Source organism: Banduia mediterranea (genome assembly GCF_031846245.1).
Lineage (GTDB): Bacteria > Pseudomonadota > Gammaproteobacteria > Nevskiales > Nevskiaceae > Banduia > Banduia mediterranea.
Map to the genome: position 1 here is coordinate 39745 of NZ_JAVRIC010000020.1, position 21680 is coordinate 61424.

Below are 21680 nucleotides of genomic sequence, written 5' to 3' on the forward strand. Positions count from 1 at the left end.
CGGATCAGTGATCAGACACTGAAACTGTCGTAGCCTTGCGCCAGATTTTCAAAGCGCGTGTACTTGCCGATGAACGCGCACTTCACCGTACCGGTTGGGCCGTTGCGCTGCTTGGCGATGATGATCTCGGCGATATTGTCGTCCGCGCCCAGATCCTCGCCGGTCTTGCGCTTGTAGTAACCGTCGCGATAGATGAACAGAATCATGTCGGCGTCCTGCTCGATCGAACCCGACTCGCGAAGGTCGGACATGATCGGCCGCTTGTTCTCGCGCTTTTCGACTTCACGCGAGAGCTGCGACAAGGCCAGGATCGGGACATTAAGTTCCTTGGCCAAAGCTTTGAGATTACGTGATATTTCTGAAATCTCGTTGGTCCGGTTATCGCGTGAGCTGGGCACCTGCATCAGCTGAATGTAATCAATGACGATCAGGCCGATGTCATGCCGGTTCTTGAGGCGGCGTGCGCGTGCGCGCAGTTCCAGCGGAGACAGCGCGCCGGTTTCGTCGATGTACAGCGGTGCCTCGCGAATGTCGACGCCACCCTGCACCAGCCAGTCCCATTCGTGATCCTCGAGCTGGCCGGAACGCAGGCGTGTCTGGTCGAGGCGGCAGTGCGAGGCGAGCACACGCATCGCAAGCTGCTCGGCGCTCATTTCCATGCTGAACACGGCCGCGGGCTTCTTCAGCTTGATCGCGGCGTGCTCAGCGATATTCATCGCGAAACTGGTCTTGCCCATGCCGGGACGGCCGGCAATGATGATCAGGTCGCTGTTGCCGAAACCGTTGGTGCGCCGGTCCAGGTCGGTCAGTCCGGCCGACAGGCCGGCCAAGCTGCCAGGGCTGTTGCGCGAAGCCTCGACCTTGGCTTCGATGCGCGGCACCAGATCACCGATCGCGGTGTATTCGACACGGCCGCGCGCACCACGCTCGCGAATCGCGAAAACCTTCTGTTCCGCTACGTCGATCAATTCGCTCGGCGTACGGCCGTTGGGTCTGAAGCCGATGTCGGCAATATCGGTACCGGTTGCGATCAGGCTGCGCAGCACCGAACGTTCACGCACGATGTCTGCGTAGGCCACCACATTGGCCGCGCTCGGCGTGTCATTCGCCAAGGCGCCGAGGTAGGCCAGGCCGCCAGCCGCCTCCAACTGCTCCAGCGCACGCAGGTGCTCCGACAGCGTGACGAAGTCGCAGGGCTTGGCGTTGTTGAGCAGACTGATCATCGCGCGGAAGATCAGGCGGTGATCCTCGCGATAGAAATCGTCCTCGGAGACACGATCGGCCAGCTCGAACCACGAGCGGTTGTCGAGCATCAGGCCGCCGAGCACCGACTGCTCGGCCTCGATCGAATGGGGAGGTTGTTTCGGGGCTTGCGCCATGCTCGAAGTGTACTCGCTGGGGCCGGATTCGGGCGTCACCCCGGAATGCAAAACGCCGCGGATCTCCGCGGCGTTTTGGGTATGGAGCCCTGATGTTGCCGGGCTCGTACGCGTGGATCTCAAGCCTTGGCTTCGACCACGATCACCTTGACGCTGGTCTCGACTTCACTGTGCAGGTGCACCGCGACGTCGTATTCACCGATATTGCGAATCGGGCCTTCGCCCATGTCGATCTCGACACGCTCGATCTCGGCTCCGGCCGCCTTGGCGGCATCTGAGATTTCGTTCGGACCGACCGAGCCGTACAGCTTGCCCTCATCGCCGGCACGCATCGCGATCGTCAGCTCGAGGCCGGCGATCTTCTCGGCACGCAGTTTGGCGGCATTCACCGACTCCTGCGCGTTCTTCATCAACTCCGCCTTGCGTGCTTCGTAGACCTCAAGATTGGCATTGGTCGCCGGCAGCGCCTTGCCCTTCGGCAGCAGGAAGTTGCGGCCATAGCCCGGGCGCACCTTGACGGTGTCGCCCAGATCGCCGAGGTGCTTGATCTTCTCCAGAAGGATGACTTCCATTATCAGTCTCCCTTACTGGTGCTTGTCGGTGTACGGCAGCAACGACAGGAAACGCGCGCGCTTGATCGCGGTTGCGAGCTGACGCTGATAACGTGCCTTGGTGCCGGTGATGCGGGCCGGAACGATCTTGCCGTTCTCACCCACGAACTGCTTGAGCGTGGCGAGATCCTTGTAGTCGATCTCCTCGATGCCTTCGGCAGTGAACTTGCAGCTTTTCTTGCGGCGAAAGAAGCGTGCCATGCTCAGGCCTCCGTCTCGGTTTCAGTGGTGGTTTCGGTATCCGAATCGGAATCCGAAGACGAATCGTCATTCGAATTGTCGGACTCGTCCGAACGCGAGGCGCGCTCCGGCTTCTTGTCTTCTTCCGGGTTCTTGAACAGCGGGGACTGCACCGAGACCGCTTGATCCTTGCGCGTCACCAGACGGCGGATCACCGCGTCATTGAACTTGAAGGCGCCTTCCAGCTCTTCCAGAACGGCGCCGGAGCACTCCACGTTCATCAGGAAGTAGTGGGCCTTGTGCAGATTCGCGATCGGGTAGGCCAACTGGCGACGGCCCCAGTCTTCGAGACGGTGGACCTTGCCACCGTCGGCTTCGACCATCCCCTTGTAACGCTCGATCATGGCGGACACCTGCTCGGACTGATCCGGGTGCACCATGACCACGATTTCGTAATGCCTCATCGGGTCTCCAATTTGTGGATACGCAGCCGTTGAACTGCGTAGTCCCCCGCAGCGCGGTGGGACAAAAGCCAATCGGCCGGACGACCGATCGGGCGCGCGATTCTAGGGCCTGAAGCCTTGCAGCACAAGTATTTGCGCGAGTATTTTCGGACCACAGCGACCCATCAGCGGAAGTAGACGCAACATTGTCGCGTCGAAATCAGCTCCAGCGCCTCGGTTTCAGCTTCGGCGACTTCGACCGGGCGCATCGATTCGGCCAGATCGGCCACCAGACCAGCCACCCGATCCTCGATGTCGAACGACTGGCTGACGAGCTGGAACGCACGCAGGTGCGCATAGGCCTGGATCGTGTCCCGCGGCAGCATCTCGCCGTTGAGATAAGCCGCACCGACCTGCCACAGTGCATTGGCACTACCGCCGCGCCGGGCCTGCAGCAGCCACGCCGCCTGCTGTTCGCGCAATGCGAAGGTGTTGGCGCGCTGCGTGGCATCGCACATTTCAAGCTCGCGCTCGCGGCAGATATTGCCCGGCGGCAGCTGAAACACCATCGATTCCTGGGCCTCCAGGGAACCGGAATCGGCGGCCAGGCTCATCCATTCGTAGTACCGGTTGCGTGCCTCGGCCGGTACACCGCGACAGCGTTCATAGCGTCGTCGCAGCTCGGCCGCCATGCGGTCCGGATTCTCGACTGAAATACCGTCCAGACGACGCGTCTGATACATGGTCTGAATCACCGCATCGAGCGCCTCGGGCGCCGTCTGTATACGGCGACATTCCTTCAGCGCCAGACCGAGCTGGTAGGCCGCATCGGCGTCTCCGCCCTCGGCGGCTTCGGTCCGCTCGCGAATGAATGCTTGCAGTGGCCCAGTCGGCAACTGTGATCGCCGATCCACGATCAGGCGACGCAGGCGTGGTCCCCAACGCGCTGCGGGCGCGGGTTCGACGGGCACATCGGTCGTAGGCTCAGGCACGGCGTCCGGTGCCTCGGGCCCGATACGCCCCGCCTCCACAGATCGCTCCTGCTGCGATGCGGTACGGCTCGCATCGAGCCGGGTCTGGCTCCACCACCAGAGCAGGCAGCTCAGCAGTGCCAGGCCGGCTCCGGCGGCGACCCAGCGGATGTTCATCGCGTCTGGCGCTGCCTCACGGATTCGAACAGACAGATACCGGCGGCGACCGATACGTTCAGGCTTTCGATCTGGCCCTGCATCGGGATTTTTGCGAGCCGATCACAGTTTTCGCGTGTGAGTCGGCGCAGGCCCTCGCCTTCCGAACCCATCACCAGCACAGTCGGTCCGGTCAGATCGACGTCATAGAGCGATTCGGTGGCCTCACCGGCCAAGCCGGTGATCCAATACCCCAATTCCTGTAGTCGTTTCATCGAGCGCACGATGTTTGTGACCGCGACCACCGGCACACGTTCCGCCGCGCCCGCCGCCACTTTGCGTGCGGCTGGCGTCAGGCTGGCCGCCCGGTCCTTCGGAATGACCACGGCCGTGACGCCGGCCGCTTCGCTGGTCCGCAGACAGGCGCCGAGGTTGTGGGGGTCCTGAATGCCATCGAGTATGAGCACCAGCCGGTCCGGCGTCGCCGGCACCTCCAATGCCTCCTCGCCGCTGATGGAAGCGGCCGGCACCATCGCCAACACGCCCTGATGCCTCAGCCCCGGCGCCAACACATCAAGGTCCGAGCGTGAACGCGCGCGGACTGGAACCGACCTGGCGGCCGCGACCTTGCTGATCTGCGCCGCGCGCTCGCCACTACGGCTGTCGCTGATGTAAACCTCCAACGGCAGAACCTCGCTTTCCAGCGCTGCGAGAACGGCGTGCCAGCCGCCGATGTAGGTCGTATTGCTCAAAGGTACTCCATGGATGGATGCATCGATCGGGACGAAGTTCGGACAGCACCGCGATTGTCCGACGCGCCGCCGCACTCGCCAAGCAAAAAGGCGCCGGAACGGATTCCGGCGCCTTTCTGGCGGACTGGAGACTCGCCCGCGATCAACCGCCCAGGTACGGCGGCGGCGTCCAGGCCTCGGATTCGCGTCCCTCGATGACAGGCTTGATCACGATGTCCACGCGACGGTTGCGTGCTTCCTTGACGTTGTCGCCGGTGCGAACCAGCGGTTCACGCTCGCCGCGCCCTTCTTCGCGAATGCGTGCAGCGCTGACGCCCATCTGCGCGAAGTAGTTGCCCACGGCAGCGGCACGCTGCACCGACAGACTCTGGTTGTATTCGGCCGAACCGCTGGTATCGGTGTGTCCGACCACGTGAATCACGGTCGAATCGTAGCTTTGCAGCACGCTCGCGATCTTGCCGTAGGTCTGCAGCGCGGCCGGAGTCAGCTCGGCCTTGTTGAACTCGAATGAAATGTCGCTGGCGACTCCGACACGCAAGGAGCCGTCCGACATTTCACTGATATGCAGTTCATCGCGCGCGGCTTCCTTGGCGAGTTGCTGCTCCATCTCGGCGCGCTGCTTGTCCATGTAGTTGCCCACCGCACCGCCGGCGATGGCGCCGACCGCCGCCCCCACCCAGGGCGCCCCGCGCGCACCACTGACCGAATTGCCGAGCACCGCGCCGGCCACGGCGCCAACACCGGTACCGATGTTGCGGCTACGGTTGGGGTTGTCGGTGGCGCAGGCTGCCAGAGAAATGATGGCGACACCCGCTACGGCTGCCTTGAGGCTCGCGGTCTTCGTTTTCATCTTCATTTACCACTCCTTTTGGACGACCGCCGACGCTTCTTGCCGGCGTGTTCGCGCGAATTGTTGGGTGCTTTCGTGAATGGCTTCTGAACGCTTCGGGGCTGGCTGTGTTCGGGTTCCAGATCGATCTTGCGCTCGTCCAGGCTGACACGAACGACTTTGACCCGAATCGCGTCGCCCAGTGCGTACACCCGACCATTGCGTTCGCCAACCATGCGCATGCGCTTGGGGTCGAACTGGTAATAGTCGTTGTACAGCGTGGACACGTGCACCAGACCCTCGACGTAGAGATCCTTCAATTCCACAAACGCGCCAAAGCTGGTTACGCCGACAATCACGCCGTCAAAAACCTCGCCGACGCGATCGCGCATGTATTCGCACTTGAGCCACAGCGTCACATCGCGCGTCGCCTCATCGGCACGACGCTCGGTCATCGCGCAATGTGCACCCAGGGCTTCGAGCTGTTCCTGGTCGTAGGCGAAGGTCTTTTTCGCCTCGCGCCGGATCGCATGCTTGAGTGCGCGGTGCAGCACCAGATCCGGATAACGGCGGATCGGCGAGGTGAAATGCGCATATTCCTCCAGCGCGAGGCCAAAATGGCCATCGTTGCTCGGCGAATACCGAGCCTGCATCATCGAGCGCAGCAACATGCTCTGCGCCATGGACTGGTCATCGCGCCCCGGCAGCTGTGCCGCGACGGCCGCGTAGTCCTTGGGCGTCGGCGTTTCGCCACCACCGAGCTTGAGGCCGCGCGCCGCGAGGAACTCGCGCAACACCTTGACCTTCTCGACATCCGGCGTGGCGTGGACGCGAAACAGGCTGGGCCGCTTGTGCTTGACGACATAGCGTGCGGCCTGCACGTTCGCCGCGATCATGCACTCCTCGATGATGCGATGGGCGCGGTTGCGCTGCACCGGCACGATCTTCTCGATCTTGCGATTTTCGCCGAAACGGATCTTGGTCTCGGTGGTTTCGAAATCCATCGCGCCGCGCTTTTCGCGTGCGCTGAAAAACGCGCCGAACAAGGCGTCCAGATCCTGAAGCTGTGGCACCACGGCCTTGCGCGCCTGCGCCTCGGGCCCGTCCGGATTTTCCAGTATCGAATAGACCTCGTCGTAGGTGAGTCGCGCATGGGATCGCATCACACCCTCGTAGAAACGCGCCCGCGTCACCTCCCCGGCCTTGTTGATGCGCATCTCGCAGACCATGCACAACCGCTCGACATCAGGATTGAGCGAGCACACGCCGTTGGACAACGCCTCGGGCAGCATCGGGATCACGCGTTCCGGGAAGTACACCGAATTGCCGCGCTCGCGCGCCTCCACGTCCAGGGCCGAGCCCATCGGGACATAGGCATCGACATCGGCGATCGCGACCCACAGCGTCCAACCATTGCGCAGCGGTCCGCGCATCGGCTTGCAGTACACGGCATCATCGAAGTCGCGGGCATCGGCGCCGTCGATCGTGACCAGCGGCAGATCCCTCAAGTCGACGCGCCCCTGAGCCTGCTGCGCGCTGAGCTTCTGCGGCACTTTTGCCGCCTCCCGCTCGACCGCCTCCGGCCAGACATGCGGCAGACCATGCGCACGAATCGCGGCTTCGATTTCCATACCCGGCGCCAGATGATCGCCCAATACCTCGACGACCCGGCCAACCGGCAGACTGCGCGCGCCGGGATGAACCTCGATCGCCGCGACCACCATCTGCCCCTCGCGTGCGCCGTTGCGGCCTTTCTCGGGAATCAGGATGTCGTGATGGATGCGTGGATTGTCCGGGCTGACATGCGCCACGCCATGCTCGACGATGTAGCGTCCGACCACGGTCTGATTGGCGCGTTCGAGCACATCGACCAGAACGCCTTCGCGTCGCCCGCGGGCGTCCTCGCCATTGACACGCACCAGAACGCGGTCGCCCGACATCAGGCTGCGCATTTCGCGCGGCGACATGAAGACATCCTCGCCTCCTTCGTCCGGCGTGAGAAAGCCATAGCCGTCACGGTGCGCGATGACGCGTCCCGGTACCAGGCTCATGTGGCTGACTACACCGAAGGCGCCGCGGCGGTTCTGCGCCAGGCTGCCGTCGCGGACCATCGCACCGAGGCGGTGACGAAAGGCCTCGAAGTCGTCTCGGCTGCCCAGGCCGATGCAACTCGCCAATTCGTCGGCCTTGAGCGGCCCGTCCTGCGATTCGAGGACTTCGAGGATGTATCGTCGGCTTGGCGTCGGATTTTCGTAGCGTTGACGTTCCCGCTCGTATTCCGGGTCCAGCTTGCGCCAGTCTTGGCGTCGTTTGTTGCTGTTCGTGGGATGTTCCTTTTTCTGAAGCATTAAATGATTGACAAAGCCTGGCGCCGCCGATAGATTTGCGCGCCTCTTGCCGAGGTGGCGGAATTGGTAGACGCACTAGTTTCAGGTACTAGCGGGTAACACCGTGGAGGTTCGAGTCCTCTCCTCGGCACCAAATTAAGAATTTTGATGCATTGCGTTGCGACACCAAAAGCCCCGACTCGTTCGGGGTTTTTTGGTGTCCCCAAGGTTCTTGATGGCTAGCGCCGACGCAAAGCCGTTGCTCACTCCGGGTAAAACCTCACCGCCCATGCCGGCCTGATGCGCCGAACGCAGCCAGTCTGGCGCGCGTCGAATGCCAGGCGATCACTTGCCGCACCCGAAGCCGCACATGGGCGCTTCATTGTAACTTACCCGGCGCGGTTTCCCGCGCCTTGATCGCTTTGACTTGCAAACCTCAGGCGACCTCCAGACCGCTCGGTCTCGCCCCTGAGATCGGGTCATGGCCTTGTGAGGACGCTGGGGAGTCAACGAGGCCGCAACACCACAGCGAACAAGCCACCGCTATGACCGGCTTGCTGACCGGACGTCGGACGATGCGCGGAGGCGTGTATGGTGGGTCGTGTTGGATTCGAACCAACGACCTACTGGTTAAAAGCCAGCTGCTCTACCGACTGAGCTAACGACCCTGAAAACTGATTGATACGGCCGGACGGCGGCGCGGGGCGGGATCATACCCGATGAGTCCCTGCATCGGAACCCGTCAAGCCCGAGCGACGTAGCGGGTCGGGTCGGCAATGCCGGCGGCTTCGAACCCCTCGCGTCGCAGCCGGCAGGAATCGCAGCGTCCACAGGCGGCGCCGCTGCCGTCAGCTTGATAGCAGGAGACCGTCATCGCATAGTCAAGCCCCAGCTGCGTGCCGAGCTTGATGATCTCGTCCTTGCCCAGGTCGATCAGGGGTGCGTGGACACGCATCCCCTGCCCTTCGACGCCCGCCTTGGTCGCGACCGTGGCCAGACGCTCGAAGGCATCGATAAACTCCGGTCGGCAGTCCGGGTAACCGGAATAGTCCACCGCATTGACGCCGACGAATATGTCGTGCGCTTCCAGCACCTCGGCCCAACCCAGCGCCAGTGACAGAAACAGGGTATTGCGAGCCGGAACGTAGGTCGATGGAATTCCAGTCGACGGTGCCTCCGGAACGACCTGACTCAGATCGGTCAGCGAGGAACCTCCGATGCCGGCCAGATTCACATCCATCACCCGATGCTGGACAGCACCGAGGGCGGCGGCGACCCGGGCCGCAGCCTCAATCTCTGCGAGGTGCCGCTGCCCATACGACACCGACAATGCGTGACACTCGAATCCGGCATCGCGCGCCGCCGCCAGAACCGTGGCGGAATCAAGTCCGCCGGACAGCAGAATGACCGCAGGCTTCCTCATTTTCCGGCGACGTCTCCCCACAATTGCTTGTGCATTTGTACCTGCATGCGCACCGGCAAGCGGTCCGCAACGATCCAGTCCGCAAGCTCGCGCGGGCTGACTTGCTGATGACTGGGTGAAAACAGAATTTCGCAGCGCCCGACGAGACCGAGGCTGTCGACGCGGCAGCGCGCCCAATCGTAGTCATTACGGCTGCAGATCACGAACTTCACCTGATCGTGTGCCGTGAGGTCTTCGAAGTGATCCCAAAGCATTCGCTGGGACTCGCCGGAATCGGGTGTCTTGATGTCGACGATGCGCGCGACGCGGCGGTCGATGCCGGTGACGTCAAGCGCGCCGCTGGTTTCCAGTGAGACCGTCAGGCCGGCGTCGCAAAGCCTTTGCAGCAGCTCACGGCAATTGCGCTGTGCCAGCGGCTCACCGCCGGTGACGCAGACATGCCGCACACCATAGTCGCGGGTTTGATCGACGATTTCGTCAAGACTCTTCCAGTGTCCGCCGTGAAACGCGTAGGCGGTGTCGCAATACTGGCAACGTAGAGGGCAACCGGTAAGCCGCACGAAAACGCTTGGCAGACCCACATAGGTGGATTCACCTTGCAATGAGACGAAAATCTCGGTGATCTTGAGCCGCGCGGCCTGAGCTGCGGGCGCGGCGAGGAGGGTCGCGGTCGATGTTGCCGTCACTTCATCCCTGCTGCAGTCGCTGACGCGCGAGTCCGGCGGCCGTGGAATCGGGATATTCGCGCGTCACGCGTTCGAGCGTCGCTCGACCGGCGGCGGTCTGCTTCAACTCAAGCTGCGAGAACCCGAGCTTGAGCAAAGCGTCCGGCGCGCGCTCCGAGCGCGGAAAGCGGCTCAGCAAATCCCGGTAGCTGCCAAGTGCGGCATTGTAGTCGCGCTTGAAATAATTGGCCTCACCCATCCAGTACAGCGCATCGTCTGCCATCGGGCCTTGCGGCCAGTTGGCAAGCTGGTTCTGGAAGCCGAGCAGAGCGTCATCGAACTTGCCGCCACGCAGCAGTTCGAATGCCTTCAGATAGGCTTGTTGCTCACCCGGTGACGGTGTTCCGCCAGACGCGCCGGATGAGGAGGAGGACGCACCCGGCGATCCGCCGGGTGCGAAGCCCCCACCCCCGCTCTCGATTTTTTGCAGACGACCATCGAGATCGGTGTACAGCTTTTGCTGCTGCTGCTTCATGCGGTCAAGCTGATACTGCAACTGCTCGACCTGGCCGCGCAGATCGCGCAGTTCGTCGGACACGTTGACGCCATTGCCGCTCTGGGCAAGACGTGTCATTGCATCGACGCGCCGCGAGACGTCGGTGAGCTTGGTCTCGACCGATTGAAGCCGTCGTTCCTCGGGAGACAGATTGTCAGGGCTGCCGTTTATCGGTCCGCCAAAATCCGCGCAGCCTGCCAGTGACAGCGCGACGACCAGCAGGCTCGGTGTAATAAAGGATCGAATCAGCAGCATATTAACCTGTCTCCCTCAGGACGGGCGCTTGGAAAGCGCCGGATTGCCTTACGGATAAACGATTACGGATAAACGATTTCGACGCGACGGTTCTGAGTCCAGGCGGACTCGTCATGTCCCAGCGCAACCGGACGCTCCTCACCATAGCTGACGACGCTGATCTGCTGCGGCGACACGCCACGCAGTTCCAGCGCCTGCGCTACGGCAGAAGAACGACGCTCACCAAGTCCGACATTGTACTCGCGCGTGCCGCGCTCGTCGGTATGCCCTTCAAGCCGGACGCGGGTGTTCGGATTGGCGGTCAGGTACTTGGCGTGATTGGCGATGATCGTCTGGGATTCGGCGCCGAGATCAGCACTGTCGAACTCGAAGTAGATGAGGGTCTGGGAGATATCGGGACCGTTCATCGAGCTGTCGACCGGCCGACCGATCGGGCTGTCATAACCCGAGTTTCCGGAGGTACTCATTCCGGTGTCGGCGGGCGCGGTGGCGTCCGAAGACAGCTTCTTGCCGGAACTGGCGCAACCGGTGAGCACGGCCCCTGACAGCAGCACGGACACAACCAGCAGTTTCGTATTCATGGGACACAACTCCTTGCAGGACACAAAAACAAAGTGGCGCGTTTTATGGTGTGAAGGGAGACCATGCCGGTTCGCGCACATCACCGGCCTGTCTCAAACGCTGTCGGATACGCCCGTCGGCTGAAACTGTCGCCAGTTCCGCCCCCGAACGTCCCTGTGTTGCATAGATGATGACCTGACCGTTCGGCGCAAAGCTCGGACTCTCGTCCAGCGGCCCATTGCTGAGCACGCGCATGTCACGGGTCGCCAGATCCAGCAAGGCGATACGGTAACCACCACTGTTATTGACCAGGGCGAGACTCTTGCCGTCCGGCGAGAATTTCGCGTCCAGATTCTGCTTGCCTTCGAAGCTCAGGCGCACCGGCGTACCGCCGGTCGCCGGCACCTTGTAGATCTGTGCGGAGCCGCCGCGGTCGGACGTGAACACCAGGGTGCTGCCGTCCGGCGACCAGTCCGGCTCCGTGTCGATGCCCCAGTGGTCGGTGATCTGGGTCTTCTGCCCGGTCGCGAGATCGACCACGAAAATGTCGGGATTGCGCTCATACGACAGCGCGACCGCCAGCTTGCGCCCGTCCGGCGACCATGCTGGCGCGCCGTTGATCCCCTTTTCAGACAGCACCTTGCGGGCCTTGCCGCTCAGACGGTCCTGCACATAGATGCCGGAACGACCGTTTTCGAACGACACGTAGGCGAGTTGCTTCTTGTCCGGCGACCAAGCCGGCGACATGATCGTTTCGCGCGAAGTCAGCACCGGCTGCGGGTTGTAGCCGTCGGCATCCGCCACCAGCAGCTGATAGGTGCGGTTCTTGCCCGATCCGGCAGCCGTGATGTAGGCCACCTGCGTATTGAAATAGCCGCGAAATCCGGTGAGCTGCTCGTAGATCTTGTCGGCAATCGTATGCGCGGTGTAGCGCAGCGCACGCGGATCGCGCACCGGCGCCATCTGCTCGTTGAGCGTGGTCTTGGCACCAAACACGTCCAGCAGCGCGAAGCGCGCACCGTAGCCGCCGAGCGCGTTCGTCAGCGTACCGACCACGAGTTGCTCGGTGCCCAGGCTGCGCCAGTTGCGGAAATCGACCAGCGCCGGATCATTGGGTCGCTCCAGCATGTCGCGCCGCGCCAATGGCTCGAACAGGCCGGTGCGCGACAGGTCCGATTCGATGATCTGCGCCACATCCACCGGCACGTCCGGTCCGGACTGGAACGGCACCACGGCAATCGGCGTGGCGCGGATGTCACCACCGCTGATCGTGAATTCAAGCTGTGCCCCGACCTGCGGAATGAAACTCAGGGCGAGCAGAAGGACGGCGATTCGTTGTGCGTTTCGAATTTTCATTACGGCTCGAAGGTCGTGATCAACTCTCGTTCAAAGGCGCTGGGCTCACTCGGAAGTGGCAGCGGGCTCGATTTAAGATAGGCGTTTACGACCGACTGATCGATCAGGGCACTGCCGCAACTTTCCAGGACTCTCGCGCTGGTGACGGTCCCGTCTGGTAACAGATTGACCTGAACCCTGCATGAGAAATCCTGCCCGCCGGTGGCGGAGCGCTGCCAGTTGGGCCGCACCTTGGCGATGATTCTTGCGGCCCAGTCTCTCTGCGCGGAGGTGCGTGCACGGTCGGCTTCCTCGGCCAGCATCTGCTGGCGGAAGCGTTCCTCCTCAGCCTTGCGACGCGCCTCCTCGGCCGCCTTGCGGCGAGCTTCGGCTTCAGCCTTGCGCCTGGCTTCTGCTTCCGCCTTGCGCTTGGCTTCGGCCTGACGTTTGGCTTCCGCTTCGGCCTCCGCCTTACGCTTGGTCTCTTCTTCCGCCTTGCGCTTGGCCTCTTCCTCGGCCTTGCGCTGCGCTTCGGCCTCCGCCTGGCGCTTCGCCTCGGCCGCTGCTTCGGCCTTGCGCTGAGCTTCAGCCTCGGCCTTGCGCTGCTGCTCAGCGCGCCGCTTGGCTTCTTCCTGCGCGCGCGCCTTGTCGCGGGCCTCATCCTGCTTGCGGCGCTCGGCCTCGGCACGTTCGCGAGCTTCGTCGGCGGCCTGCTGGCGACGTTGCTGTTCGGCAATCGCCTTGCGCGCCTGTTCCGCCTCGGCACGTTTCTGAATCTCAGGATCCGGCTTTTCAGGTTCGGGTTCGACCTCCGGTTCTTCAAGCTGCGTCGGCTGCGGCGCTCCGGTGCGGTCGTCAATCAGAACGGCCTCGATCACGGGGAGAGCCTCGACCTTCTTCGACATGAACGGCAGGCCGAAAAACATCAGCAGCAACAGCGCAACATGCAATGCGCCGGCGATCAGCAAGTGTCGCGTGGAGATCATGACGAAAGCGTGATTACCGGGCTCAGTTGCGCGGCTTCGGATCAGGCGCGTCGGTGACGAATCCGATTTTTGACGCACCAGCGGCCTGCAGCAGACCCATGCCGCGCGCCACACTCTCGTAGTCCGCTCGCGCGTCGGCGCGCACCAGAATCATCGTTTCGGGCTTGTTGCGAAGCACCGCGCCTACACGATTCATCACCTCGTCCTCGGCCAGCGCCTGATCCCGGCCTTCACCGACGTCCAGAAAGAATTCACCCTTGCCATTGACGTACAGACTCACCGGCTCGTCGTTCTGCTGGATCGATTCGGCCGTGACCTTGGGCAGCTCCACTTCGATCCCCGGCGTGAGCAAGGGCGCGGTGACCATGAAAATGATCAGCAGCACCAGCATGACGTCGATATAGGGGACCACATTGATCTCATGCGACAGCTTGCGCTTGCGCAGCAGGCTCGGAACGGCGGCGCTCATTTCGCCGAGCCCCCGCCGCGCAGACCGCGCTCGAGGATACCGGTGAGCTCCTCGGCAAAAGTGGCGAAGCGCAAGGTGATGCGTTCAACCTGGGTGCTGAAGGCATTGTAGGCGACCACGGCCGGAATCGCCGCGAACAGGCCGGCGGCGGTGGCGATCAGCGCTTCGGCAATACCCGGCGCGACCATGGCGATCGAAGCCTGCTTGACGTTACCGATGGCGATGAATGCACTCATGATGCCCCAGACGGTGCCGAACAGACCGACGTAGGGGCTGACCGAGCCGATCGTGGCGAGCATTGGCAGACCGGATTCGAGCCGCTCGATTTCGCGGATCTGAGCCACCCGCAGCGAACGCTCGATCGAACTGACCGCGTCGGACGGGTCCACGCCGGGATTCTGGCGCTGGCGCAGGAATTCCTCGTAGCCCGCCTGAAACACCGCGGACATTCCACTTTCCGCCTTGTCGCGCCGCACCGCCTCGTGCAGGTCGTTGAGATTGCCGCCGGACCAGAAGCGTTCTTCGAAACGATCGGCGTTCTTGCGCGTGCGGCTCAGCAGAGCCCGCTTGCCGATGATCATCGCCCACGATAGCACCGATGCGATCAGCAGGACCAGCAACACAAACTTAGCCAGGACCGTGGCCTGCCCAATGAGATAGGGAATGGACAGCTGCGCGTTCAAGACTTCTCTCCTTGTAACAACTCAGGCGGTATCGCCCGTGGCCGGAACGTGTGGGTGTCGACGCACGCGATCTTGACGAGCGCGTCGCAGAGAACCTGCTCAGCGCCAGCACGTTGGATTCTCTGGTTGAAGGCAAGCGTCACACGCCCCATTCCGCCGATCTCGGTGTGGATGTCGAGTTCGTCATCGAGGCGTGCGGGCTTCTGGAAGCGCAACTCCATTCGCGCCACCGTAAAAGCGAAGCCTGCTTTCTCAAGTAGATACTGCTGTGAAAAGCCGAGCGCGCGCAACCACTCAGTGCGTCCGCGTTCGAACCAGCGCAGATAATTGGCGTGATAGACCACGCCGCTCAGATCGGTGTCTTCGTAGTACACGCGGACACGCCACGTCGACGGAATCACGTCCACTTCCCCTTTTTCTGATCGCGTGAGCGTGGTGAAGCAAAGGCTGTTCCGTGACGAACCGGCAATGGCGGCGCAGTATAGATTCGCTCTCTGACTGATGGCTGAATGCCAACGCGAAACTGTCGTGATTTCTGAAACAAGATGTCAGACTTCCGGTGGAAACAGTTCCGACGGCACCGGAGTCCTCGGCTTGAGCCCGAAATGGGTATAGGCGATGGAGCCGGCAATGCGTCCGCGTGGTGTTCGCATGAGGTAACCCTGCTGGATCAGGAAGGGTTCGATCACGTCCTCGACCGTGTCCCGCGACTCGCCGATCGCGGCGGCCAATGAATCGACGCCGGCCGGACCGCCCTCGAAGCGCTCGATCAGCGTCATCAGCAGCTTGCGGTCCATGACGTCGAAGCCGTGGGAATCGACGTCGAGCATGTCCATCGCATCATGCGCCACCGGTGCCGTGATGTCGCCATCCGCGCGCACCTGCGCGAAATCCCGGACGCGGCGCAGCAGGCGATTGGCGATCCGCGGCGTGCCCCGTGCACGACGCGCGATTTCCAATGCGCCCGCTGCGTCGATCGGAACATCCAGGATGCCGCCGGAACGGCGGACGATGGAGGTGAGATCTTCGATCGAATAGAACTGCAGGCGCTGGACGATGCCGAAACGGTCGCGCAGCGGGCTGGTGAGGCTGCCGGCACGCGTAGTGGCTCCCACCAGCGTGAAGGACGGCAGATCGAGCCGGATCGAACGCGCCGCCGGTCCCTCCCCGATCATGATGTCGAGCTGGCAGTCCTCCATCGCCGGATACAGCACTTCCTCGATGACCGGGCTCAATCGGTGGATTTCGTCGACGAACAAGACGTCGCGCGGTTCGAGATTGGTCAACAGCGCGGCGAGATCACCGGGACGCTCCAGAACCGGGCCGGAGGTCTGGCGCAGATTGACGCCGAGTTCCTCCGCCAGGATGTGTGCGAGCGTGGTCTTGCCGAGGCCTGGTGGGCCGTAGATCAGCACATGATCCAGCGCCTCGTTACGACGACGCGCAGCCTCCACGAAAATCTGCATCTGTTCGCGGACCACCGGCTGACCGACATAGTCCGCCAGCCGTTTGGGGCGGATCTGATGCTCGATGCCGGCCTCGTCTCCGGCGGCGTTCGGCGAGATGAAGCGGTCTTCGCTCATCGGACCGCGCGCTTGAGCGCTTCGCGAATGATCTGTTCAGCCGTCATGTCGTCCTTGTACACCGAATCGGTGAGTTTCTGCGCCTCCGGCACGCGGTAACCCAAGGCCAACAATGCACCGCGAGCCTCCTGCAGCGGCGAAGCGTAGGAGCCGGCCGCCGCCGAATCCGCGGCGGTGCCGCCCGCCGCGTCGCGATCACGCATTTCCACCAGCAGACGTTCACCGGTCTTCTTGCCGATACCGGGGACTTTCACGAGCTTGGCGGCATCGCCGGCATGCACACAGTTCCAGAATTCGTCGACGCTGATGCCTGACAGAATCGCCAGGCCGATTTTCGGGCCCACGCCCGAAATCCGGATCAACTGCCGAAACAGACTCTTCTCGTTCTCGCTGCCGAAACCGTAGAGCAGTTGGGCATCCTCGCGCACCACGAAATGCGTGTGCAGGCTGACACGTTCGCCGACCGGCGGCAATTTGAAGAACGTGGACATCGGCGCTTCCAACTCGTAGCCGATGCCGCCCACATCGATCAGCAATGACGGCGGCTGCTTGGCGGCCAGTACGCCGGTAATTCGCCCGATCATCGACGCCTCCATCGCAAGGCCGGCGAATCCACCGGCATGTGTTTCTGTGTGGCACTGACGTGGGCATGACACAGAGCCACCGCAAGCGCGTCCGACGCATCCTCCGCCGGCGACTCGTCGAGGTTCAGCAACACACGAACCATATGCTGAACCTGAACCTTCTCCGCGCGACCACGGCCCACGATCGCACGCTTGATCTCGGCCGGCGCGTACTCGGACACTTCCAGCCCCTGCATGCCGAGCGCGCAGACCGCGGCGCCGCGCGCCTGTCCCAGCGTCAGCGCGGACTGCACGTTGCGGTTGACGAAGACCTGCTCGACGGCGGCCTGATCCGGTTGGTGTTCGAGCAGCAATGCGGAGAGTTCACGAAAGATCAGAGTCAGACGTCGCGGCAGCGGGCCATCGCCGCAGCGAATCACCCCATGCGCCAAATGCCGTGTCCGCGGACCGTCGGTCAGGATCAGACCGTAGCCGGTCAGGCGCGATCCGGGATCGATTCCGAGTATCCGCGCCATCGAGCGCGGGGCTCAGGCCGCGTCGAGCAAGCTGTCCGGCAGCTGCGCGTTGCTGTAGACCTCCTGCACGTCGTCAAGCTCTTCGAGGCGGTCGAGCAATTTCATCAAAGTTTCAGCGTTCTCGCCTTCGCCGACTTCGATCATCGTCGCCGGCCGCATCGTCACGTCCGCTTGCTGGGGCTCCATTCCGGCCGCCTGCAAGGCGTTCTTGACCGCTTCGAACTGTTCGGGCTGGCTCAGCACCTCGGTCCAGCCACCTTCGCTGAGCACGTCCTCGGCACCGGCTTCGATGGCCAGCTCCAGAATCTGCTCCTCGACTTCGGGACGCGCTGCGGTCTCGAAACCGATCACCCCGAGCTTGCTGAATAGGTAGGCCACGGAGCCGTCCGATCCCAGATTCCCGCCGAACTTGTTGAAGGCGTGGCGGACTTCGGCCACGGTGCGGGTCCGGTTGTCGGTCATGCAGTCGACCATGATGGCGACACCGCCCGGACCGTAGCCCTCGTAGCGAATTTCCTCGAGCTGGTCGGCGCCCGCTTCGCCACTGCCGCGCTTGATGGCGCGTTCGATGGTGTCCTTGGTCATGTTGGCGGCCAGCGCCTTGTCCAGTGCCAGACGCAGGCGTGGATTGGTGCCCGCATCGCCACCGCCGGCACGCGCGGCGACCGTGATTTCACGAATCAACTTGGTGAAAATCTTACCGCGCTTCTTGTCCTGGGCGTTCTTGCGGTGCTGAATGTTCGCCCATTTGCTGTGGCCGGCCATGCAATCTACGATCCGATTGAGTACGTAATTTGAGAAGGTTCTGGGCCGGTCCGGAACCGCCCGATTGTTGGCGCATTCTAACAAGAAGCGGCCCGCCGACGTGGTGGACGCTGCGCCTCCGGGACGGATCGGCGACGCCCGAAAACGAGACGGGCGGGTGCGCAAGCACGCACCCACCCGTCCACTTCGGGACCGCGTCGTAGCCTGCGCCTTAAAACTCCAGCCGCAAACCGGCGATGATGCTGTCGTCCACCTTGTCTTCGCCGGCGTCGTCGAGTTCGAAGCGAATCTCGCGATAGCCGACGAACAGGGCGGCGTCACGAATCACTTCATAGTCGATCATCACGCCGAACTCGGTGTTCTGGTCGAAGTCGCCAAAGCTGATGATTTTTGGGGCATACCAACCATAGGCGGTGAGGCCGAGGCGGTTGAAGTTCGGAACACGAATCTCGACCTTGCCGCCGAGATCGATCGCACCGCCGGAACCGCCGTCGAAATCGGCGGCGACCGCGCGCACCCCGAGGCCGGCGTTGACATCCGCGTTCCGGGCGCCGGCGTCGCCGGTCACGAGCAGGCCGGCGTGCGCCTGCTTGAGTCCGACATCACGATCGTCGCTGTAGAGAAAGCCGAGGTCATAGGCGGCGTTGGCACGCCCACTGCGCAGCGGACCGCCGAGGGCTGCGCTGACACTGTCGCTGCCCAAGGAAAGGTCCAGGGTTTCGGCTGCAGCCATGCCGGGAACGAACATCAAGCACGCCGCGCTCAGGGCAAGCGAGACAATCCGGGCTTGGGCTGCGAATGTCACTGTCGAAGCTTTGGAGTACATAGGCATCACTTTTTCTTGTTGATGCCGTGGATCGCGCGTCCGTCGACGGTGAGCACGGCTTCGTGAAAGGTTTCGGCCAAGGTCGGATGCGCGTGCATCGTCAGCGCCACGTCTTCGGTGGTCGCCGCGTATTCGAGCGCCAGCACCGACTCGGCGATCATCTCCGACACATACGGTCCGACCATGTGCACGCCGAGTATGCGATCGGTCTTCACATCCGAAATCACCTTGACGAAACCCACGGCCTGTTCGAGCGCCTTGGCGCGGCCACTGGCCGCAAAGCTGCTGACGCCGGTCTTGATCTCAAAACCTTCTTCCTTGGCCTGCTTCTCGCTCTTGCCAACCCAGGCGACTTCAGGGGTGGTGTAGATGACCGACGGCACCGCATTGTAGTTCACCGTCGCCGCGTGACCGGCCAGACGCTCGGCCAGCACCACGCCTTCCTCGATACCCTTGTGCGCGAGCATCGCGCCACCGATGACGTCGCCGACCGCGTAAACACCATCGACGCTGGTCTTGTAGTTGGAATCGACCTCGACGAAACCGCGATCGGTAAGCTTCACGCCCAGTTCCTGAGCGCCGAGCTTGTCGGTGAACGGGCGACGTCCCACCGCAACGATCAGCTTGTCGAACTGCATGGTTTCGGTCTTGCCGTCGAGCTCGTATTCCACCGCCACGCCTTTCTTGTCGGCCTTGGCCGAGGCGACCTTGGCACCGAGCTTGATGTCCAGGCCCTGCTTCTTGTAGTGCTTGAGCGCTTCCTTGGCGACCTGCTCATCAACCATCGGCAGGAAGTTCGGCAGCGCTTCGAGGATCGTGACCTCGGCGCCCAGACGCGACCACACGCTGCCGAGTTCCACACCGATCACACCGGCGCCGATCACGCCCAGCTTGCCGGGAACCGCATCGAACTCGAGCGCGCCCCAGGAATCGACGATCTTGTCGTTGTCGAAGGCCGCGATCTTCTTGAGTTCCACGGGCGCCGAACCGGTGGCGATGACCACGTTCTTCGCCGTCAGCGTTTCGGTCTTGCCGTCATGCGCGGTGAATTCGACCTTGCCGTCACCGAGCATCTTGCCCCAGCCTTCGTAGCCGACCACGCCGGCGCCCTTGAACAACATCTTGATGCCGCTGGTCAGCGAGCGCGAGACGGTGGTCTTGCGCTTCTGCATCTGTGCCAGGTCGAGCTTCGCGCCTTCCACCGTGATGCCGTGCGCCGCGAATTCATGCTGGGCGCGGTGGTACAGCTCCGAGGATTCGAGCAGCGCCTTGGACGGAATACAGCCGGCGTTGAGGCAGGTGCCCCCGAACGCCGGCGATCCGTCATGGTTCAGCCAGGCGTCGACACAGGCGACTTTCATGCCGAGCTGTCCGGCACGAATGGCGCAGGGGTATCCGGCGGGGCCACCGCCGATGACGATCAGATCGTAGGTCTCGCTCATGGTCGAGTCATTTTCCTGAGGGGCGGCGCAGACGCCGCCGGTGAATGGGGGACGGCTCGAATACGACCCGTTTCGCCGACAGTCACCGGTGCGAGGCGCGCTGCCCGCACTTCACTGCACCGATGTTTCTGTCGACTTGCGGCGTTCATACCTGAAGCAGCAAACGGCCCGGATCTTCCAGAAGTTCCTTGATCGTACGCAGGAACAGCACTGCTTCGCGGCCATCGATGATGCGATGGTCGTAGCTCAGTGCCAGATACATCATCGGGCGCACCACGATCTCGCCGTCGACGACCATCGGTCGCTGTTGGATGCCATGCATGCCCAGAATCGCGCTCTGCGGCGGATTCAGAATCGGCGTCGACAGCAGGGAACCGAACACGCCGCCATTGGTGATCGAGAACGTGCCGCCGGTCAGATCCTCCATCGTCAGCTTGTTGTCCTTGGCGCGCTGGCCGTATTCGCCGATCGCGGTTTCAACCTCAGCGAAGGACAAGGCGTCCGCGTCACGAAGAATCGGAACCACCAGACCCCGCGGCGAGGACACGGCGATGCCGATGTCATAGTAGCCGTGGTAGACCACGTCGGTGCCGTCGATCGAGGCGTTGACCAGCGGAAAGCGCTTGAGCGCCTCGATCGTCGCCTTGACGAAGAAGGACATGAATCCGAGCTTCACGCCATGCGATTTCTCGAACTCACCCTTGAACTTGGCACGCAGTTCGGAGACGCCCTGAAGATCGACCTCGTTGAAGGTCGTCAGCATCGCCGCAGTCTGCTGGGCCTGGACCAGGCGTTCGGCAATACGCTGACGGATGCGCGTCATCGGCACGCGCTGCTCTTCACGCCCGCCGCTGGCGGCCGGTTTGCTCACGCTGGGCGTCGACGGCTTGGGGGCTTCGGCCTTGGCAGGCCTGGCGCCCGATTCGAGATAGCTTTCGACATCGCCCTTGGTCAGACGGCCGCCCTTGCCACTGCCTTCGATCTGATCGGCGGACAGGCCATGTTCTGCCAGCATCTTGCGGACCGCCGGGCTCTGAGACTCATCCGCTTCGGTTTCAGGGGCCGCGGTCTTCGGGGCCGGCTCGGGGGCGGGCTCTGATTTCGGCTCGGCGCTGGCGGCCGGCTTCTCCTCGGCACCGCCACCCTCGCCTTCGGCCAGAATCGCGATGATGTCGCCTGCCTTGACCGTGGCGCCGGCCTCGATCCGGATTTCCTTGAGCACGCCGTCCGCGACAGCGGGAACTTCCAGCATGACCTTGTCGGTCTCGAGATCGACAAGGTTGTCATCGCGACGAACCTTGTCTCCAGCCTTCTTGTGCCAGGTGGCGACAGTCGCCTCGCTGACGGATTCAGGGAGGTTAGGGACTTTAACCTCTGTGCTCAT

24 protein-coding genes and 2 tRNA genes are annotated in these 21680 nt (G+C 62.8%); 1 reads left to right on the forward strand and 25 read right to left on the reverse strand.

What is annotated here, in order from left to right; translation table 11 throughout:
- Positions 1-11 precede the first annotated feature (11 nt).
- The 8 genes from dnaB to rnr all read right to left on the reverse strand — a co-directional run bounded on the left by dnaB (position 12) and on the right by rnr (position 7669).
- Positions 12-1379 (reverse strand): replicative DNA helicase, encoded by a 1368-nt coding sequence (gene dnaB, locus RM530_RS13325; protein WP_311365741.1) that lies wholly within the window; start codon positions 1377-1379, stop codon positions 12-14.
- A 119-nt stretch (positions 1380-1498) separates the two neighbouring features.
- The gene (rplI, locus tag RM530_RS13330; protein WP_311365743.1) at positions 1499-1951 is read right to left on the reverse strand and encodes a 50S ribosomal protein L9; all 453 of its coding nucleotides are present in this window, start codon (positions 1949-1951) and stop codon (positions 1499-1501) included.
- A 12-nt stretch (positions 1952-1963) separates the two neighbouring features.
- Positions 1964-2191, reverse strand: coding sequence for a 30S ribosomal protein S18 (rpsR, locus tag RM530_RS13335; protein ID WP_311365745.1), 228 nt, complete (start codon positions 2189-2191; stop codon positions 1964-1966).
- A gap of 2 nt (positions 2192-2193) precedes the next feature.
- Complete coding sequence (rpsF, locus tag RM530_RS13340) at positions 2194-2634, reverse strand: 30S ribosomal protein S6 (protein WP_311365746.1); 441 nt, start codon at positions 2632-2634, stop codon at positions 2194-2196.
- Positions 2635-2798: 164 nt separating this feature from the next.
- Positions 2799-3761, reverse strand: coding sequence for an SEL1-like repeat protein (locus tag RM530_RS13345; protein ID WP_311365747.1), 963 nt, complete (start codon positions 3759-3761; stop codon positions 2799-2801).
- Complete coding sequence (gene rlmB, locus RM530_RS13350; RefSeq protein ID WP_311365748.1) at positions 3758-4492, reverse strand: 23S rRNA (guanosine(2251)-2'-O)-methyltransferase RlmB; 735 nt, start codon at positions 4490-4492, stop codon at positions 3758-3760. Before rlmB ends, RM530_RS13345 begins: the two co-directional genes overlap by 4 nt.
- Positions 4493-4634: 142 nt before the next feature.
- Entirely contained in the window at positions 4635-5348 is a 714-nt protein-coding gene (locus RM530_RS13355) for a YiaD family glycine zipper/OmpA-like lipoprotein (protein WP_311365749.1), read from the reverse strand.
- Positions 5345-7669, reverse strand: coding sequence for a ribonuclease R (gene rnr, locus RM530_RS13360; RefSeq protein WP_311365750.1), 2325 nt, complete (start codon positions 7667-7669; stop codon positions 5345-5347). The genes RM530_RS13355 and rnr overlap by 4 nt, the downstream gene beginning before the upstream one ends.
- A 48-nt stretch (positions 7670-7717) precedes the next feature.
- Here rnr and RM530_RS13365 point away from each other — a divergent pair.
- Positions 7718-7802 (forward strand) — tRNA-Leu (locus tag RM530_RS13365).
- A gap of 438 nt (positions 7803-8240) precedes the next feature.
- Here the strand turns inward: RM530_RS13365 and RM530_RS13370 are convergent.
- The 17 genes from RM530_RS13370 to odhB all read right to left on the reverse strand — a co-directional run bounded on the left by RM530_RS13370 (position 8241) and on the right by odhB (position 21680).
- Positions 8241-8316: transfer RNA gene (locus RM530_RS13370), tRNA-Lys, on the reverse strand.
- 74 nt (positions 8317-8390) lie between these two features.
- Positions 8391-9071 (reverse strand): 7-cyano-7-deazaguanine synthase QueC, encoded by a 681-nt coding sequence (queC, locus tag RM530_RS13375; protein ID WP_311365751.1) that lies wholly within the window; start codon positions 9069-9071, stop codon positions 8391-8393.
- Positions 9068-9757, reverse strand: coding sequence for a 7-carboxy-7-deazaguanine synthase QueE (queE, locus tag RM530_RS13380; protein WP_311365752.1), 690 nt, complete (start codon positions 9755-9757; stop codon positions 9068-9070). Before queE ends, queC begins: the two co-directional genes overlap by 4 nt.
- Position 9758: 1 nt before the next feature.
- A complete protein-coding gene (gene ybgF, locus RM530_RS13385) occupies positions 9759-10547 on the reverse strand; it encodes a tol-pal system protein YbgF (RefSeq protein ID WP_311365753.1) in 789 nt (262 codons plus the stop codon).
- 62 nt (positions 10548-10609) lie between these two features.
- Positions 10610-11128 carry a peptidoglycan-associated lipoprotein Pal gene (gene pal, locus RM530_RS13390; protein WP_311365755.1) on the reverse strand — a complete coding sequence of 173 codons (519 nt, stop codon included), beginning with the start codon at positions 11126-11128 and terminating at the stop codon, positions 10610-10612.
- A gap of 43 nt (positions 11129-11171) precedes the next feature.
- A complete protein-coding gene (gene tolB / locus RM530_RS13395; protein WP_311365756.1) occupies positions 11172-12464 on the reverse strand; it encodes a Tol-Pal system beta propeller repeat protein TolB in 1293 nt (430 codons plus the stop codon).
- On the reverse strand, positions 12464-13411 hold the full coding sequence (gene tolA / locus RM530_RS13400) for a cell envelope integrity protein TolA (RefSeq protein ID WP_311365758.1): 948 nt from the start codon (positions 13409-13411) through the stop codon (positions 12464-12466). The genes tolB and tolA overlap by 1 nt, the downstream gene beginning before the upstream one ends.
- Before the next feature lie 40 nt (positions 13412-13451).
- Entirely contained in the window at positions 13452-13898 is a 447-nt protein-coding gene (gene tolR / locus RM530_RS13405) for a protein TolR (RefSeq protein WP_311365759.1), read from the reverse strand.
- Positions 13895-14581 carry a protein TolQ gene (gene tolQ, locus RM530_RS13410; protein WP_311365760.1) on the reverse strand — a complete coding sequence of 229 codons (687 nt, stop codon included), beginning with the start codon at positions 14579-14581 and terminating at the stop codon, positions 13895-13897. The genes tolR and tolQ overlap by 4 nt, the downstream gene beginning before the upstream one ends.
- A complete protein-coding gene (gene ybgC, locus RM530_RS13415) occupies positions 14578-14988 on the reverse strand; it encodes a tol-pal system-associated acyl-CoA thioesterase (RefSeq protein ID WP_311365761.1) in 411 nt (136 codons plus the stop codon). Before ybgC ends, tolQ begins: the two co-directional genes overlap by 4 nt.
- A 141-nt stretch (positions 14989-15129) precedes the next feature.
- Positions 15130-16164: a Holliday junction branch migration DNA helicase RuvB gene (gene ruvB, locus RM530_RS13420; protein ID WP_311365762.1), complete on the reverse strand. Its 1035-nt coding sequence runs from the start codon at positions 16162-16164 to the stop codon at positions 15130-15132.
- Positions 16161-16748 (reverse strand): Holliday junction branch migration protein RuvA, encoded by a 588-nt coding sequence (ruvA, locus tag RM530_RS13425; RefSeq protein WP_311365763.1) that lies wholly within the window; start codon positions 16746-16748, stop codon positions 16161-16163. Before ruvA ends, ruvB begins: the two co-directional genes overlap by 4 nt.
- Positions 16745-17263: a crossover junction endodeoxyribonuclease RuvC gene (gene ruvC, locus RM530_RS13430; RefSeq protein ID WP_311365764.1), complete on the reverse strand. Its 519-nt coding sequence runs from the start codon at positions 17261-17263 to the stop codon at positions 16745-16747. The genes ruvA and ruvC overlap by 4 nt, the downstream gene beginning before the upstream one ends.
- A gap of 12 nt (positions 17264-17275) precedes the next feature.
- Positions 17276-18028 (reverse strand): YebC/PmpR family DNA-binding transcriptional regulator, encoded by a 753-nt coding sequence (locus tag RM530_RS13435; protein WP_311365765.1) that lies wholly within the window; start codon positions 18026-18028, stop codon positions 17276-17278.
- A 211-nt stretch (positions 18029-18239) separates the two neighbouring features.
- Complete coding sequence (locus tag RM530_RS13440; protein ID WP_311365766.1) at positions 18240-18860, reverse strand: YfaZ family outer membrane protein; 621 nt, start codon at positions 18858-18860, stop codon at positions 18240-18242.
- Positions 18860-20296 (reverse strand): dihydrolipoyl dehydrogenase, encoded by a 1437-nt coding sequence (gene lpdA, locus RM530_RS13445; RefSeq protein ID WP_311365767.1) that lies wholly within the window; start codon positions 20294-20296, stop codon positions 18860-18862. The genes RM530_RS13440 and lpdA overlap by 1 nt, the downstream gene beginning before the upstream one ends.
- A gap of 145 nt (positions 20297-20441) precedes the next feature.
- Positions 20442-21680: a 2-oxoglutarate dehydrogenase complex dihydrolipoyllysine-residue succinyltransferase gene (gene odhB / locus RM530_RS13450; RefSeq protein ID WP_311365768.1), complete on the reverse strand. Its 1239-nt coding sequence runs from the start codon at positions 21678-21680 to the stop codon at positions 20442-20444.

What these genes read in the sequence shown, in the direction of transcription:
- ruvA (WP_311365763.1), bottom strand. Translation starts at nt 16,748, where the DNA reads ATGATCGGGCGAATTACCGGCGTACTGGCCGCCAAGCAGCCGCCGTCA.
- rnr (WP_311365750.1), bottom strand. Translation starts at nt 7,669, where the DNA reads ATGCTTCAGAAAAAGGAACATCCCACGAACAGCAACAAACGACGCCAA.
- tolR (WP_311365759.1), bottom strand. Translation starts at nt 13,898, where the DNA reads ATGAGCGCCGCCGTTCCGAGCCTGCTGCGCAAGCGCAAGCTGTCGCAT.
- rpsR (WP_311365745.1), bottom strand. Translation starts at nt 2,191, where the DNA reads ATGGCACGCTTCTTTCGCCGCAAGAAAAGCTGCAAGTTCACTGCCGAA.
- rpsF (WP_311365746.1), bottom strand. Translation starts at nt 2,634, where the DNA reads ATGAGGCATTACGAAATCGTGGTCATGGTGCACCCGGATCAGTCCGAG.
- odhB (WP_311365768.1), bottom strand. Translation starts at nt 21,680, where the DNA reads ATGAGCACAGAGGTTAAAGTCCCTAACCTCCCTGAATCCGTCAGCGAG.
- ruvB (WP_311365762.1), bottom strand. Translation starts at nt 16,164, where the DNA reads ATGAGCGAAGACCGCTTCATCTCGCCGAACGCCGCCGGAGACGAGGCC.
- tolB (WP_311365756.1), bottom strand. Translation starts at nt 12,464, where the DNA reads ATGAAAATTCGAAACGCACAACGAATCGCCGTCCTTCTGCTCGCCCTG.
- RM530_RS13440 (WP_311365766.1), bottom strand. Translation starts at nt 18,860, where the DNA reads ATGCCTATGTACTCCAAAGCTTCGACAGTGACATTCGCAGCCCAAGCC.
- dnaB (WP_311365741.1), bottom strand. Translation starts at nt 1,379, where the DNA reads ATGGCGCAAGCCCCGAAACAACCTCCCCATTCGATCGAGGCCGAGCAG.
- RM530_RS13345 (WP_311365747.1), bottom strand. Translation starts at nt 3,761, where the DNA reads ATGAACATCCGCTGGGTCGCCGCCGGAGCCGGCCTGGCACTGCTGAGC.
- ruvC (WP_311365764.1), bottom strand. Translation starts at nt 17,263, where the DNA reads ATGGCGCGGATACTCGGAATCGATCCCGGATCGCGCCTGACCGGCTAC.
- RM530_RS13435 (WP_311365765.1), bottom strand. Translation starts at nt 18,028, where the DNA reads ATGGCCGGCCACAGCAAATGGGCGAACATTCAGCACCGCAAGAACGCC.
- queC (WP_311365751.1), bottom strand. Translation starts at nt 9,071, where the DNA reads ATGAGGAAGCCTGCGGTCATTCTGCTGTCCGGCGGACTTGATTCCGCC.
- ybgF (WP_311365753.1), bottom strand. Translation starts at nt 10,547, where the DNA reads ATGCTGCTGATTCGATCCTTTATTACACCGAGCCTGCTGGTCGTCGCG.
- lpdA (WP_311365767.1), bottom strand. Translation starts at nt 20,296, where the DNA reads ATGAGCGAGACCTACGATCTGATCGTCATCGGCGGTGGCCCCGCCGGA.
- pal (WP_311365755.1), bottom strand. Translation starts at nt 11,128, where the DNA reads ATGAATACGAAACTGCTGGTTGTGTCCGTGCTGCTGTCAGGGGCCGTG.
- rplI (WP_311365743.1), bottom strand. Translation starts at nt 1,951, where the DNA reads ATGGAAGTCATCCTTCTGGAGAAGATCAAGCACCTCGGCGATCTGGGC.
- RM530_RS13355 (WP_311365749.1), bottom strand. Translation starts at nt 5,348, where the DNA reads ATGAAGATGAAAACGAAGACCGCGAGCCTCAAGGCAGCCGTAGCGGGT.